The sequence below is a fragment of the Neobacillus niacini genome, assembly GCF_031456445.1.
GTDB classification, from domain to species: domain Bacteria; phylum Bacillota; class Bacilli; order Bacillales; family Cytobacillaceae; genus Neobacillus; species Neobacillus niacini_I.
Genome location: NZ_JAVDUQ010000023.1, coordinates 71156 through 85585 on the forward strand (window position 1 = coordinate 71156; position 14430 = coordinate 85585).

General features: G+C 40.9%; 13 protein-coding genes and 1 pseudogene. 4 read left to right on the plus strand and 10 right to left on the minus strand.

Features of this window, described 5'->3' with window-relative positions; translation table 11 throughout:
- Positions 1-146 precede the first annotated feature (146 nt).
- From J2Y67_RS17880 to J2Y67_RS17895, 4 genes are all read right to left on the minus strand, one after another.
- The gene (locus tag J2Y67_RS17880; protein WP_310176202.1) at positions 147-578 is read right to left on the minus strand and encodes an aconitase X swivel domain-containing protein; all 432 of its coding nucleotides are present in this window, start codon (positions 576-578) and stop codon (positions 147-149) included.
- Positions 579-831: 253 nt separating this feature from the next.
- A complete protein-coding gene (locus J2Y67_RS17885; protein ID WP_310176203.1) occupies positions 832-1596 on the minus strand; it encodes a FadR/GntR family transcriptional regulator in 765 nt (254 codons plus the stop codon).
- Positions 1597-1798: 202 nt separating this feature from the next.
- Positions 1799-2824: an ATP-grasp domain-containing protein gene (locus J2Y67_RS17890; RefSeq protein ID WP_310176204.1), complete on the minus strand. Its 1026-nt coding sequence runs from the start codon at positions 2822-2824 to the stop codon at positions 1799-1801.
- Positions 2825-2956: 132 nt separating this feature from the next.
- Positions 2957-3406: an OsmC family protein gene (locus J2Y67_RS17895; protein ID WP_310176205.1), complete on the minus strand. Its 450-nt coding sequence runs from the start codon at positions 3404-3406 to the stop codon at positions 2957-2959.
- A 185-nt stretch (positions 3407-3591) separates the two neighbouring features.
- On the opposite strand from J2Y67_RS17895, the gene J2Y67_RS17900 reads away from it, so the two are divergent.
- From J2Y67_RS17900 to J2Y67_RS17910, 3 genes are all read left to right on the plus strand, one after another.
- A complete protein-coding gene (locus J2Y67_RS17900) occupies positions 3592-4926 on the plus strand; it encodes an APC family permease (protein WP_310176206.1) in 1335 nt (444 codons plus the stop codon).
- A 226-nt stretch (positions 4927-5152) separates the two neighbouring features.
- On the plus strand, positions 5153-6460 hold the full coding sequence (locus J2Y67_RS17905; RefSeq protein WP_310176207.1) for an alkaline phosphatase family protein: 1308 nt from the start codon (positions 5153-5155) through the stop codon (positions 6458-6460).
- A gap of 25 nt (positions 6461-6485) precedes the next feature.
- Positions 6486-7760 carry an MFS transporter gene (locus tag J2Y67_RS17910; RefSeq protein ID WP_310176208.1) on the plus strand — a complete coding sequence of 425 codons (1275 nt, stop codon included), beginning with the start codon at positions 6486-6488 and terminating at the stop codon, positions 7758-7760.
- Between the two features lie 99 nt (positions 7761-7859).
- Here J2Y67_RS17910 and J2Y67_RS17915 read toward each other — a convergent pair whose 3' ends face one another.
- The 5 genes from J2Y67_RS17915 to J2Y67_RS17935 all read right to left on the minus strand — a co-directional run bounded on the left by J2Y67_RS17915 (position 7860) and on the right by J2Y67_RS17935 (position 13330).
- On the minus strand, positions 7860-8564 hold the full coding sequence (locus J2Y67_RS17915) for a response regulator (RefSeq protein ID WP_310176209.1): 705 nt from the start codon (positions 8562-8564) through the stop codon (positions 7860-7862).
- Positions 8527-10152: a sensor histidine kinase gene (locus tag J2Y67_RS17920; protein WP_310176210.1), complete on the minus strand. Its 1626-nt coding sequence runs from the start codon at positions 10150-10152 to the stop codon at positions 8527-8529. The genes J2Y67_RS17915 and J2Y67_RS17920 overlap by 38 nt, the downstream gene beginning before the upstream one ends.
- Positions 10153-10235: 83 nt before the next feature.
- Positions 10236-11762: a tripartite tricarboxylate transporter permease gene (locus J2Y67_RS17925; RefSeq protein ID WP_310176211.1), complete on the minus strand. Its 1527-nt coding sequence runs from the start codon at positions 11760-11762 to the stop codon at positions 10236-10238.
- Positions 11763-11784: 22 nt separating this feature from the next.
- Positions 11785-12240 (minus strand): tripartite tricarboxylate transporter TctB family protein, encoded by a 456-nt coding sequence (locus J2Y67_RS17930; RefSeq protein ID WP_310176212.1) that lies wholly within the window; start codon positions 12238-12240, stop codon positions 11785-11787.
- A gap of 64 nt (positions 12241-12304) precedes the next feature.
- Positions 12305-13330 carry a Bug family tripartite tricarboxylate transporter substrate binding protein gene (locus J2Y67_RS17935; protein WP_310176213.1) on the minus strand — a complete coding sequence of 342 codons (1026 nt, stop codon included), beginning with the start codon at positions 13328-13330 and terminating at the stop codon, positions 12305-12307.
- Between the two features lie 119 nt (positions 13331-13449).
- Here J2Y67_RS17935 and J2Y67_RS17940 point away from each other — a divergent pair.
- A pseudogene (locus J2Y67_RS17940) lies at positions 13450-13599 on the plus strand (transposase); the annotation flags it as partial.
- Here J2Y67_RS17940 and J2Y67_RS17945 read toward each other — a convergent pair.
- Complete coding sequence (locus tag J2Y67_RS17945; RefSeq protein WP_310176214.1) at positions 13528-13701, minus strand: hypothetical protein; 174 nt, start codon at positions 13699-13701, stop codon at positions 13528-13530. The pseudogene J2Y67_RS17940 and the gene J2Y67_RS17945 sit on opposite strands and share 72 nt — an antisense overlap.
- Positions 13702-14430 lie beyond the last annotated feature (729 nt).

A 14430-nucleotide genomic window follows, 5' to 3' on the forward strand; every position in this document is an offset into this window, starting at 1 on the left:
TATCAATAGTTGGGAGACGCTACCCGCCAGTTAGAGCTTGCTATCCGCTAGTTGGAGACGGCTATACGCTAGTTAGCATACGGTTTCCGCTAGTTGGAGACGGCTTTGCGCTAGTTAACATGTGCTATACACTAGTTGGAGCCTGTTTAGATTTGTATTTCTACTTTTCCATTTTTATCGATAAAAGCATATTTTGCTTTTAAGGCATCTTCAAAATCTTCGGGGGTTAAGACAATAATTGGGATGGATTTTTGCAAAAATTCATCGGCAACGATAGAGCCGAGCGAAATGATTTCGTCAAGCTGCCTCAGTAAAATGGCTGCTGGTGCATGTTCAGAAAAAATTGCCTCAAGAAGGATCCCGCTACCTGTGCAGGAACCTCTTCCTGTCGGTAAAACAAAAACCTTACCTGTTACATCTTCCTTGGATAACGGGTGGTGTCGGTCAATAATTTCCCCTGTAGCTGGATTTAGTCCACCCCAAAAGCTTAGGGGGACATTTGTGGCTAAAACCGGTCCTTCGGATTGTCCATCTACCAAGACCTGGCCTTGTTTTAAAAGAAGTTTTCTAGAAGACATATTTACAACCCCTTTGCTGATTGATTAGGGTGTTGAATCCGAGATGTTTTAATAAGGCTATTTTCGCATAGATTGTTGTTTTTCGTATAAGTTCATCAACCCGTATAACTATATGCTTCGTGGCATCTTTTCGTAAGAATATTTGCGAAAATTGCCTACAAACTTAGTAAATGAACCTTATTAAGCTCCAAAAGCAACAAAGTTTACGAAAAGAGCCTTTAATAAACAGAAATGGTAATGTAGAAGAGTTTCACTAAATCAAATCGCTAGGACTTTGGTTTAATTTTGATGTAATATTTCCCTCAACGTGTTCTGCCATTTTTATTTTGGCCGTGTCCGCATCACGGTTTTGAATGGCTTGTGCAATTTCTATTAGCTCTATCGCTTGTTTTTCACGAAACTTTTGGTCGTTACCGCTTTCCAAACTTAATGCTGTCTTTCGTAAAATACTTTGGATTCCAAGCATAATGGCAATATGAATTTGGTTTTTTGAGGCATACGCCACTGCTTCATGCAACGAAAGGTCTAGATCGATTAATTGCTCCCAAGGGGTATTAAGATCTCTTGACAGTTCCTTGAAGTTTTTCGCAATGAGGGTGATTTGCTTGGTCTCGAGTTGGGTCGCTCTTTGTGCTGCTAAAAAGGCTGTTTTTCCTTCAAAACCTGTACGAAATTCAGCAAGCTCTGTAAAGTTTGCCCCGCGGAAGTGAAGTAAGGTTTCTAATGATCGTCCCAGTTGGTCAGGTTTTGGTTCTATTATACTAATTCCGCCGTTAACACCTCTTTTAACTTCTACCACCTGTTCTGCCTCAAGAACCCTTATCGCTTCTCGAATGGTCGTTCGGCTTACTTCAAACATACTGGCCATTTCTCGTTCACTTGGAAGTCGATCACCTATTTTTAATTGGTAGCTATAGATCGCATTATAGATTTGAGTGAGAACATCCTCAAACCCTCTTACGGGTTGAACTTTATTAAAAACGCTTGCAAACTGATTGTTATTTTCATCATCATCCACTCTAAAAATCCCTCCCCTCCAAAATGAAATGGACCTAAATTTAAGAATGGAACGTCTAATGGTCGAACCTTTAACCACATTATATTATTATCAGAATACTAAAACTAGCGTGTTATTTTGTGATGTTTTGACTAGTTTTGACGAAAAACAGAGTTCCAAATTTAAAAAACCTACCACGCTAGTGAATGGTAGGTTCTTCCTTCTATTCAATAATCATTTCTTTTTCAATATAGCTAGCCCTAATCCCAAATTTAGGCTTCATCAGCTCGATTTCCTCACCTAGGAGGATTTTGATCGCAAGATATGGCATATTAATCCCTGAAAGACAGCTAAAATGCATGCCTCCGCTCATTCTCGGATTGATTTCTAGCAATTTTGGCACGCCCTTGTTATATTTCACCTGAATATTAAACACAAACGGCAATTTATACTCTTGATGAAACGCATGAGCCATCTTAATAAGCTCAAAATGTTCAACAAGCTCTCGGACTCTTCCGGAACTTTTTAGCCTTGGTATGGCAGCAATTAATTTTTCATCCGTTGCTAAACAATCAATGCTATATTCTGGCCCCTCTAAAAACTCCAATACCATTAAGTCAGGAAACCTCTCACTTTGCCCCAAAATTTCACAAGCATAATGAAAAGGAATTCGACGCCCCATTCCATGATAAAAAAGCTGATCAATCGTGTCATTTTCCTCTCGAATCACTCGAAAGCCATTTGCTCCCTCACCTATTACTGGTTTGATACAAACGGTATGCCCCTTTTTCCTCAGTTGTTCATATGCATGTTTAAAAGATTCAACTGAATTTACAACGCAATAATCAGGAATAGCAATTAAAGGTTTTCCGTTTTTTGCCCTCCCTGTAAGGGATTGATATGCTGCAGCTTTATTATCCATGATCTCCATTAATTCAGCATCAGGACAAACTAGGACCTTTACACCTAACTCCTCAAATAACCCAAGCCTTAGTGAAATCAGCACATTTTCTTTTCGAGGAATAAAAATATCAATTTTATGCTGTTTACAAAACTCAAGACAAAACTGAATATATTCCTCACCAGAAACATCCGGTTCACCAAACGCAAAATCACAATTCTGTAAATAAAGGGCATCCTTATTTGGATGTGTGCCATAAACCATAAACTTCCGCTGGTCCGGATTTTCCCGTATCATATCGATATAGTGAGAAACTGTCGTGAACCAGCGATTAAACCAAATATTCATCTGAAACCTCTTTCTGGATGTTTTGTAAAAGACTTTTTCCATTATAGGCATCCAGAAAGAAATATATACATCATACTATTTTTCCCATCATAATTACCTGTATTAAGCATGTTTGTCCACGAACAGTGCCTGTTACTTTGAATTAACGATTACTTTTGGTTGTACTGAAAATTCAATGCTGCAGCGAAGGGTGTTGGAGATGAAGCACCCTTTTTCGGCGCGGACTGCGAGCTCCTCTAATTTTTCTACTGTTACTTCAGCATCTGGACTTATGTAAATAACCGGTTTATGAATAATCTGTTTGAATTTCAGTTTTCCTTCGATTTTATCAACAACGCCTTCGGAAACTACTTCGAAACTGACACCCTCAATTTTTCGGTTACTTATCATCGCAGCCAAGGTAATCATATAGCAATTATTTGAAGCTGCGATCAACAACTCTTCCGGACTGGACCCAATCCCGGGACCATCAAATTCCTTTGGAACAGAAGCCGCTATATCCAAACCTGCAGCTCGAATATGTCCGGTACCATTCCGGTCCCCCTGCCATGAACCATTAACAGAAAAACGCGAACTTTCCATTGTAAATCCCTCCTTAAATTTTTCTCTCCTTTATTATAATCCTAACCTATAATACAAAGTAATTTTTTTACATTAAAAATAAAGAATACCTAGAACAATTTAAATATTTTAAAAATTATTCCAAAAAAATATTCATGCTATAATTTGAGATAAGAAGACAATCCTTTCAAACACAGGAGGCGTCCATGAAAAGTGAAGTACAGTTAAAGAAAAATATCGGTTTTGCTGTGGCAACATCGTTAGTAGTTGGTACTGTAATTGGATCAGGAATCTTTATGAAACCCGGTGTGGTAATCGCCGCTACCGGCAATTCCACCTCAGCACTTTGGGCCTGGATTATTGGCGGGATTATCACTCTTGCAAGCGGTTTAACGATTGCTGAAGTAAGCGTTAGAATTCCAAAAACAGGCGGACTTTACGCTTATATCGAGGATGTTTACGGAAAGCTTTGGGGGTTTTTATGCGGATGGGTGCAAACCCTCATCTACGGACCTGCCATCATGGGTGCACTTGGGTTATACTTTGGTTCACTTGTTGCTAATTTTTTTGGATTCACGCAAGATACTAAAATAATAATCGGCATCGTCTCCGTCCTATTCTTAGGGATTATGAATCTATTAGGAACACAGTACGGCGGCTGGATTCAAAACATTTCCACGATCGGTAAACTGGTTCCAATCGTACTAATTGCTGTTTTCGGTATCGCCCAAGGAGACATGAATATCCTTCATATGGAAAGCGGCGTATCCCATGGAGCCGGAATGGGTGCAGCAGTACTCGCTACCCTTTTTGCCTATGACGGCTGGATGAACGTCGGCTTTATGGCCGGAGAAATGAAAAACCCGGCTAAAACACTTCCAAGGGCCATCATTTCCGGGATACTTATCGTTATCGTTGCCTATTTAACCGTTAATATTGCGATGTTCCATGTCTTGCCTGCCAGCAAAATTGTCGAATTAGGACCAAATGCAGCAACGGAAGCAGCTACCCTTCTTTTTGGAAGTATGGGCGGTAAGCTGATTGCTGTTGGAATCCTTGTTTCTATTTTCGGCTGTTTAAACGGAAAAATCTTAACGTTCCCAAGAATACCATTTGCAATGGCAAAGGATGGCTTTCTGCCAGGCGCCAAAGCCTTGTCAAGAATTCATCCAAAATATAAGACACCAGTCGGAGCAACCCTAAGCCAGCTGGTCATCGCCATTTTAATGATGCTGATGGGAAATCCAGACCGGCTTTCTGACATTGCTATGTTTGCCGTATTCATCTTTTATGGTCTGTCCCTTTTCTCTGTCTTTTTACTGCGAAAAGGCGAAAATGGTAAACATAATCTTTACAAAGTACCTTTATACCCAATAACACCCATCATCGCAATCCTTGGGTCCATTTATATTATCGGCAGCACCTTAATCAGCGCACCGCTTGATGCTTTTTCTTCAATCGTTATTGCCCTCATCGGGATTCCAGTTTACCTGAAGCTCAATAAGGTAAAACAAAGGACGCTAGAATCCAAAGCAAGTTGAAATCTATTAAAATAACCCCAAACCTGAATCCCAATCAGAATTGGGGTTATCTTTTTTCTTAGACGGCATAATCACACCATGTTTTTTCAAAATGCTTGCCACAATCCTTTGGAACGTATACAAAAAATTCAAAATATTATAAAATTATTCCTAAGGAAATTTTCTTTTCTTTTCCACTATAGTACAATGAAAAGAAAACTGGAAATATCTAACCGGAGGTCTGTGTATGAATCGTCTTACCGATCATTTAATCGTGATTTCATTCGATTGTCTATCCGCATTAGATTTTCCGATTCTTGAGACTTTGCCCCACTTTCAAAACATCTTCAAGAACGGAGCACTTATCCCACAGGTTGAAACCATTTATCCCTCAATTACCTATCCATGTCATGCAACCATTGTAACGGGAAACTTTCCTGTTCGCCACGGTATTATCAATAATACTCTTTTCCAACCTGGGCGTCTTTCCCCTGATTGGCATTGGTACCGCCGGTCCATTCAAGGTACAACTCTTTACGATGAAGCGAAGAAAGCAAATCTAACAACGGCTGCCCTGTTATGGCCGGTAACAGGAAAGGCAAAGATTGATTATAATATGCCGGAAATATGGACGAACCGGCCATGGCAAAATCAAGTTTTGCTTTCCCTCTTAAGCGGTAGTCCCGGTTATCAATGGGATTTAAATAAGCGCTTTGGCCATATCCGCAATGGGTTAAATCAGCCGGAGCTGGATGATTTTGTTCTTGAATCGGCCGTTTATACCCTTAAAACAAAGAAACCTCATCTATTAATGGTCCACTTTACCGATTTGGATACACAACGGCATTTTCACGGCTTTTCATCCACAGAAGCCGTCGCCGCAATCTACCGTCATGAAAGACGTCTTGGTCGAATCATTGCTGCCTTAAAAGATACTTCCATCTATGAAAATTCAACGATTGCCATTTTAGGGGACCATAGTGCCTTAGATGAATGTAAAGCGCTCAATTTGAATGTCCTGCTTCAGCGGCAAAACCTCATTTCTATCAACACAAATGGCAAAATAAATAATTGGCGGGCCTATTGTAAAAGTTGTGATGGCTCCGCATATATTTATCTAAAAGATAAACACGATTTACAAGGTTTAAACGCAATTCAACAGCTGTTAGACTCGCTGCTGCTAGATCCTGACTCAGGGATTGAAGCTGTAATCAGCGGCGAGCAAGCTGCGGCAAAAGGGGCAGACGGAATGTGCGCATTTATGGTCGAAGCGAAGAAAGGATATTACTTTTTAGAGGATTTTCAAGGAGAGTATATAAAAAACATCTCACATAAGAATGTAACCGCCGATAAAAAATACACACTGGCAACGCATGGCTATTCTCCTGAAAAAGATGATTATACAACGATTTTTATGGCCGCTGGAAAAGGCATTCGACATACCGCGATCCCTTCCGCCCATCTTGTGGACGAAGGGCCGACATTTGCACGATTATTGGGTCTTGACTTAGGAAACACCGATGGGAGAGTGTTAGAGGAGATCTTGACGTATTAGAAAATCCGTCCAAGGGGGAGATGAAATGAAACGTTTGTCAAAGCAAGAAAAAAGCTGGGTCTTTTATGACTGGGCAAACTCGGCCTATTCGTTACTGATTACCACGGCCATTTTCCCATTATACTTTAAATCTGTTGCCAATGATGCAGGCGTTGCCGCAGTCGATTCAACTGCCTATTGGGGGATTGCCAATTCGATTGCCACCCTCCTGATTTCCATTTGTGCGCCGATATTAGGAACAATAGGTGACTATAAAGGGTTTAAGAAACGGTTTTTCACCTTTTTCTTTGGACTCGGGATTGTTTTTACCCTGCTGCTGGCATTTGTTCCCCATCAACAATGGCTGATTCTATTAATCTGTTATATGTTCACAGTGATCGGTTTTGCCGGCGCGAATATTTTCTACGATGCCTTTCTTGTCGATGTGACCTCTGAGGAACGGATGAACCGAATTTCAGCGAGGGGGTTTGCGATGGGGTATATCGGCAGTACCATTCCCTTCATTTTGAGTATCGCCCTGATTATTTTATCATCAAAAGGAATCATCCCCCTCTCCGTTACGATTGCCAGTCAAGCGGCTTTTGCAATTACGGCCCTATGGTGGGGGTTATTCACGATACCAATGCTGAAAAATGTAGAACAGGTTTATTACGTCGAGCGTGTTCCAAATCCAATTACCAATAGCTTTAAACGAATGATCGGCACGTTTAAACATATCAAATCCTATCGTGCGCTTTTCCTTTTCCTCCTTGCTTATTTCTTCTATATTGATGGGGTAGATACGGTCATTATCATGTCAACCGTATTTGGTACTGATATCGGGATTAGTTCAAATAACCTTTTAATCATCCTATTTGCAACGCAAATTGTTGCCTGTCCGTTTTCGATTTTATACGGGAAACTTGCGGAAAAGTACAGAGCAAAAAAGATGCTTCTAGTAGGGATTTTCGTTTATATTGTCATTTGTTCCTATGCCTACTTCCTAGATTCAACACTGGACTTCTGGATTCTTGCCATGCTTGTCGCCTCCTCTCAAGGGGGGATTCAGGCCTTAAGCCGCTCCTATTTTGCAAGACTGGTCCCGAAGGAAAATGCCAATGAATTTTTTGGATTCTATAATATCTTCTATAAATTCGCCGCCATCTTAGGGCCCACCTTAGTTGGTGTAACGGGTAAACTAGCAGGAGACACAAAAAGCGGCGTGTTCAGCTTGATTATTTTATTTGTGATTGGCGGTGCCATCCTTTTGCGTGTACCGGAAAAAATGAACTCCTCTCATTCAAATACAATTTCCAGCTAATCAAAAAAGGGACTTCAAGGAGTCCCTTTTTTGATTTGTGGAACAATAGTGTCCACCACACACGAATAAATTGTCTTTCTTTGATGTCAGGCACCGTATCTATTTAACGATGTAGACTCGTTCGGGTCGCCCAACGGTCCCGTAGGCAAGGTCTGCGGCTATTTTTTCTTCTGACATAAGGTGTTCTAGATAACGCCTAGCCGTGGTCCTGCTCACACCAATTTCTTTGGCAACGACTTCTGCGGTAAGTCCATAGTTGACCTTCCCGAGAACCTCGAGCACTTTTTCCAATGTCAACGGGTCGATTCCTTTTGGCAAATAAGGTTTGTCATAGGCTGCACCGGTTAAATCCTTTCGCAGCAGCTTATCCACCTGCTGCTGGGTGACATGGAGATTTTCGTCACGAAACTCATTCAGCTTTCGATGGTATTCCTGATAGCGTCCTAATGATTGTTTAAATCGCTCAAAGATAACAGGCTTAATCATATAATCGAAAACACCAATACTAATGGCTTCTTGTACCTTATGAATTTCTTTTGTTGCGGTTATCATAATGACATCCATTTGCTTCTCCTGTTGTTTTGTCTCCTTCAGTAAATCAAGCCCATTCATATCCGGAAAATAGACATCAAGCAATAACAAGTCAGGCTGCAACAGTTCGATGAAAGTTTTTGCCTCCTCGTAACTCGCAGCAATTCCCACCGCTTGGAAACCTTCTATTTTTTCAATAAAACGCTTTTGAATCTCCGCAATCCTTAAATCATCCTCAATAATTAACACTTCGATATCGCGATTCTGTACCATTCAAACCCCCCCTGCTTTTCGGTATCGCTACCGTAAAAATCGTCCCTCCGCCTTCTTCGGATGATAAAGTAACATAACCCTCAAGGTCACTTATCGCCATTTGAACCAGGCTTAGACCAATCCCGGCATTGCTGGCTGTATTCTTTGTCGTGAAGCCTGCTTGAAAAATCCGCTCCTGATCGGCTAATGATATTCCCTTTCCATTATCTTCAACCTCGATAATCAGTTCTTTCCCAAGGTCGGTTAAAAACAAGGTTACGTTCTTTTCTTCCTTCCCATTGTCCCGCACCGCATCAAAAGCATTATTGATCAGATTTCCAATAATCGTCACAAGGGTTTCCCTGCTAATCTCTTCCGGAACATCTTGGAAACTACTTTCTCTGTCAATCGAAAAGTTAATTTTCAATTCACTGGCCAAGCTGACCTTGCCTAATATGAATCCGGCAATAATCGGATCTGGTATTTCCTTCATTAAAAAGTGAATAAACCCTTGAGCAATATCCACTTCTTTCGAAATAAAATCAATCGCTTCTCTATAGGAACCGAGTTGGATCAACCCGAGAAGCGTATAAAGTCTATTTGAGTATTCATGCGTCTGTGCCCTTAGTCCTTCTGCATAAGCCCTCACATGGGATAATTCCTGGAGAAGATTAGCAAGTTCAGACTTGTTTCGAAAACTCGCAACTGCTCCAATGACCTCACCCCTTTTACCTAAAATCGGTATGCGGTTCGCTAAATAGACGTCACCATGGATGATAATTTCCTGATCATACTCAGCCTGTCCTGTTTTTACGACATCTAATAGGTGGGTATTTTCCAAGACCTCTTCTATTTTTTTCCCTCGAAGTAAAACATCGAGTGGCTCATTTAAAATTTTATGAGCTGTCTCATTTACGACAGTTATTCTTCCAACGGTATCAATCGCGATAATTCCCTCATGAATTGACTCAAGGATGGCATGCTTTTCCTGATACATCCAAGCGATTTCTTTTGGCTCCAACCCAAATATCGCTCTTTTGATATTTAAAGAAATTAATAGCGCAGCAAGTAATCCTCCTAGTAATATAATCAAAGTGGCAATAAAGATTTTCCGCTGAATTTTTACGACCTCCGTATGGATATCTTTTTGCAGATAGCCAACAGAGACAACGCCAATCACTTTTCCATTGCTAAATATCGGTGCTTTTCCCCTTAGGGAAGGACCTAATGTCCCAGTCGATTCAGAAATAACCGATTTCCCATTGAATACAGCATCATTATCTCCCCCAACCATTTTTTGTCCAAGCCGGTCCGGATTTGGATGTGAATAGCGAATTTCGTCGGTGTTCCCAATTACAATAAATTCAGCACCCACCTGTTTTCGTATTTTTTCCGCGATGGGCTGTATAATGGCGGTCGGGTCAGAGGTTGCAAATGCCTCTTTAATGGTTGGCATATTTGAAATGGTTTGGGCAACAGACACAGCTTTTGTACCCATATCGTGCTTAAGATTGGTCTCCATGATATTTTTAAAAGTAAATTCTAAAATAACCCCAAGCACAATAATAAGAACGAACATTCCCAACATTAATTTCGTATGTAAACGCATGCAAACACCTCTATTCCTATCTTATAAAAAAAAACCCCTTAAAAAAAGGAGTTTTTTGTTCTATTCTGAAATTTTAAAAATTTTTATCCCTCAACATTAATAATGACTTGCTTACCTCTCATCTTCATTAAGGTTGGAATCACCAGCCATAGAACCGCGATTAAAAGAAAAGCAAGTGAAATCGGACGAGTGAAAAAGACACCATAATCCCCATTCGAAATGGTTAAGGCTCTTCGTAAATTATTTTCAATCATCGGTCCTAAAACAAGCCCTAGCACAAGCGGTGCAATTGGGTAATCGTTTTTACTAAAAAAGTATCCGAGCACACCACATCCAAGCAATAGGAGCAAGTCATTCGTAGAAACCTGAACCGCATAGACCCCAAAAATAGAGATTGCAATAATTAAAGGGATTAAATATTTCTTCGGTGTTTGAATAATTTTAGCAAAAACTTTCACAAGCGGCAGGTTCAAGATTAACAGCATGACATTTCCAATAAACATACTGGCAATCAATCCCCAGGCAACATTTGGATGATCCTCGAATAAGAGCGGACCCGGCTGAACATTATACATCATCAGCGCTCCCATTAAAATTGCCGTCGTCCCCGAACCCGGAATACCTAATGTTAAAAGTGGAATCATTGCACCGCCTGATGCAGCATTATTCGCCGATTCCGGTGCAGCTACCCCTGCAATCGTTCCAGTACCAAATTTTGAAGGATTCTTAGAGATCTTTTTTTCAAGAATGTAAGAAAAGAAGGAAGCTAGCGTTGCACCTGCACCTGGAAGGATCCCAACAAAGAACCCAAGAATCGAACCGCGGGCAATCGGTCCTACCGACTCTTTTAATTCTTCTTTTGATGGAATCAAATTATTAATGCGTGCCATCTCTGTATCTTCTTCTTCTTTTTCCAAAATGGTTTTGAATACTTCTCCAACTGCAAATAACCCAACGGCAACCGTTAAAAACTCGATTCCCTGATAGAGCCAAGGTATATCAAAGGTAAAGCGAGAAATTCCGGAAACCGTGTCGATTCCGATTGTTCCTAATAAAAGACCGCACACAGTCATGATTAATGCTTTTGTAACCGATTTACCTGCAAGGCCACTAACTGCCATTAACCCTAAAAGCATGAGTGAAAAATATTCTGCCGGACCAAATTTTAGTGCAACGGTTGATAATGGCTTCGCCAGGGCAATCAAGGCGATCAGGGTAACAATCCCGGCAATAAAGGATCCAATGGCGGCAATTGACAAGGCACTTCCTGCCCGTCCTTTCTTCGCCATTTGATATCCGTCAAGTGTTGTGACAACAGAGGAGGACTCTCCAGGGGTATTTAATAGAATGGAAGTGGTCGATCCCCCATACATAGCACCGTAATAGACTCCTGCTAGCAAAATGATAGCACTGGTCGCTGCCTGCTCTGGCGGCAGTCCGCCGGTTACAGATGCTGTAACAGGAATGAGAAGTGCTACTCCACTCATCGGACCAATCCCCGGCAAAACGCCGACAGCTGTCCCGATTAAAACACCGACAAAGGCAAAAAGTAAATTATACCAAATAAATGCTGTCCCAAATCCATGCAATAAATAATCAATCGTTCCCATCAAGAAGCCTCCTTTCTAAAAATTAAAACCACACCGGCCATCCCGGCAGTGTACCTTTTAACACTTCTACGAATAAAAAATAAATAATTCCGGAAAAACATGCTGAAATAATAATAGATTTAATCATTTTCCCGCGTTCCATTGCCTGGAAACAGACCAAAAGGAAAATAAATGTTGTAATCACATATCCAATCGTTTCCAACGTTAAAATATAGATTAAAGTGGCTGCAAAGATAATTAGAAAAGGCTTGTATTCGAGTTTTTCTTTTTTCCCGAATTTATATCTCTGGCCTCGTATTGTTTCAAAAAATAGACGAATACTTAATAATGCAAGCGCAATTCCGAGAATAAACGGAAAAATGTCCGGTCCGACGACACTTCCATAAGCAGAACTTGCAATATGCCTACTGCCGACGATAAACAGTATTCCGACAACCAGAAATAACACAGCGGCAATCCGATCGAATTTAATATCCATTTTATGGATCCCCCTCACCTAAAAAATAAGCGGGAAGGAGAAAGCTTGCTCCTTCCCTTTTTGATTACTTCTGCATGCCCAATGCTTCTAATAATTGTTGAACTTGTTTTTCTTGCTCATCTAAAAACGTCTTGAAATCTGCGCTGTTTTTATATTCTAATTCCCAGCCTTGTGTTTCTACTTCGGTTTTCCACTCAGGCGTGTTTACTAGTTTATCAATCGTTTTTTCCCAATATGCTTTTGCTTCGCTTGACATTTTTTCAGGACCAAACACACCGCGCCAAATCGTAAATTCAGCGTCTACGCCTTGTTCCTTAGCTGTTGGAACATCCTTAAAATCACCGGATAACCGTTCTGCTGCGGTAACGGCAAGGACTCGGATCTTACCAGCCTTTAAAAATTCCTTAACGCTTGAAGCATCGGTTCCAATAACGTCTGCGTTTCCGCCAAGCAGTGCCGTAATCGCTTCACCGCCGCCATCATAGGAAACATATTTGATTTTAGTAGGGTCAACTCCGTATTTGTAAGCAGGAAGGATGGAAATCAAGTGGTCCATGGAACCTGGTGCAGAACCACCCGCAAAGGTTAGTTTGCTAGGATTCTTCTTTACATCTTCCAAAACTGATTTTAAATCTTTGTATTTTGAATCTTTTTTAACGACGATAGCTCCATAATCTTTTGTTAACTGTGCCAGCGGCGTTGTGTTCTTGTAGCCGTATGGGCTGTTTCCTTCCTTCTTCAGGTTGTTGATAATAATCGGTGGTGAGTTGACAAACAGCATATCATTATTTTCCACTTGCTGGGTGGCATATTCGGCCATAAATACGGCACCGCCGCCGCCCGGCTTATTCTCAACCGTTAGAGGCTGATTCACTAGCTTTGTTTCACTTAATACTTTTGTAAAGGAGCGGGCTGTTAGATCCCATCCACCCCCAGCTCCTGATGGTGCGACAACTGAAATCGCTTTTGTCGGATAGCCTGTACTTTCCTTTTTACCGCTTCCTGCGGTTTCTTTGCTGCTGCAAGCCCCCAAGCTGAGTGCCAAAGCTCCTGCAACCATAACCGCTGAAATTCTCTTTAGTTTTAACATTTCATTTCCCCCTTGTAACCGTTTTCTTAATTTTATAAAATTTCAGCAAAATTCATAGTTTATACAGTTAAAAGGCATAAAAAACATATCCGCCATTTTGTTCATAAAGTTCACGGGATCATATTTTTGGTATTCGTTATGAATTACAACTTGAAAGAGAAATTAAAATGAACATTGCCTACCGTTGGTTTTTAGGTTTAAAATTCCATGGTCCAGTTCCACATCATTCGACGATTAGTTGGAATCGTCGACAGCGTTTTAAAGATACTAATTGCCGTGTTAATATTCTTACTTATTTTTTGAGCGGTACTTAGAACTACTTTTCTATTCCCTTTTTCGGTAAAATCAGCTTGTTCGGGCAATGAAACCACTTTGCTTTTCCCTTTTAACGGAAAAACCTGCTCGTTCGGGCAATGAAACCACTTTGCTTTTCCCTTTTACCGAGAAAACCTGCTCATTCGGGCAATGAAACCACTTTTCTTTTACCTTTTAACGGGAAAACCTGCTCGTCAGGGCAATGAAACCACTTTTCTTTTCCCTTTTAACAGGAAAACCTGCTCGTTCGGGCAATGAAACCACTTTTCTTTTCCCTTTTAACGGGAAAACCTGCTCGTTCGGGCAATGAAACCACTTTTCTTTTACCTTTTACCGAGAAAACCTGCTCGTTCGGGCAATGAAACCACTTTGCTTTTCCCTTTTAACGGGAAAGCCTGCTCGTTTGGGCAATGAAACCACTTTTCTTTTACCTTTTAACGGGAAAGCCTGCTCGTTTGGGCAATGAAACCACTTTGCTTTTCCCTTTTAACGGGAAAACCTGCTCGTCAGGGCAATGAAACCACTTTGCTTTTCCCTTTTACCGAGAAAACCTGCTCGTTCGGGCAATGAAACCACTTTGCTTTTACCTTTTAACGGGAAAACCTGCTCGTTCGGGCAATGAAACCACTTTTCTTTTCCCTTTTACCGAGAAAACCTGCTCGTTTGGGCAATGAAACCACTTTGCTTTTACCTTTTAACGGGAAAACCTGCTCGTCAGGGCAATGAAACCACTTTGCTTTTCCCTTTTACCGAGAAAACCTGCTCGTTCGGGCAATGAAACCACT

Excerpts from the sequence above, each read along its gene's own strand:
- J2Y67_RS17880 (WP_310176202.1), bottom strand. The coding sequence starts at position 578 with ATGTCTTCTAGAAAACTTCTTTTAAAACAAGGCCAGGTCTTGGTAGAT.
- J2Y67_RS17890 (WP_310176204.1), bottom strand. The coding sequence starts at position 2,824 with ATGAATATTTGGTTTAATCGCTGGTTCACGACAGTTTCTCACTATATC.
- J2Y67_RS17895 (WP_310176205.1), bottom strand. The coding sequence starts at position 3,406 with ATGGAAAGTTCGCGTTTTTCTGTTAATGGTTCATGGCAGGGGGACCGG.
- J2Y67_RS17900 (WP_310176206.1), top strand. The coding sequence starts at position 3,592 with ATGAAAAGTGAAGTACAGTTAAAGAAAAATATCGGTTTTGCTGTGGCA.
- J2Y67_RS17905 (WP_310176207.1), top strand. The coding sequence starts at position 5,153 with ATGAATCGTCTTACCGATCATTTAATCGTGATTTCATTCGATTGTCTA.
- J2Y67_RS17910 (WP_310176208.1), top strand. The coding sequence starts at position 6,486 with ATGAAACGTTTGTCAAAGCAAGAAAAAAGCTGGGTCTTTTATGACTGG.
- J2Y67_RS17915 (WP_310176209.1), bottom strand. The coding sequence starts at position 8,564 with ATGGTACAGAATCGCGATATCGAAGTGTTAATTATTGAGGATGATTTA.
- J2Y67_RS17920 (WP_310176210.1), bottom strand. The coding sequence starts at position 10,152 with ATGCGTTTACATACGAAATTAATGTTGGGAATGTTCGTTCTTATTATT.
- J2Y67_RS17925 (WP_310176211.1), bottom strand. The coding sequence starts at position 11,762 with ATGGGAACGATTGATTATTTATTGCATGGATTTGGGACAGCATTTATT.
- J2Y67_RS17930 (WP_310176212.1), bottom strand. The coding sequence starts at position 12,240 with ATGGATATTAAATTCGATCGGATTGCCGCTGTGTTATTTCTGGTTGTC.
- J2Y67_RS17935 (WP_310176213.1), bottom strand. The coding sequence starts at position 13,330 with ATGTTAAAACTAAAGAGAATTTCAGCGGTTATGGTTGCAGGAGCTTTG.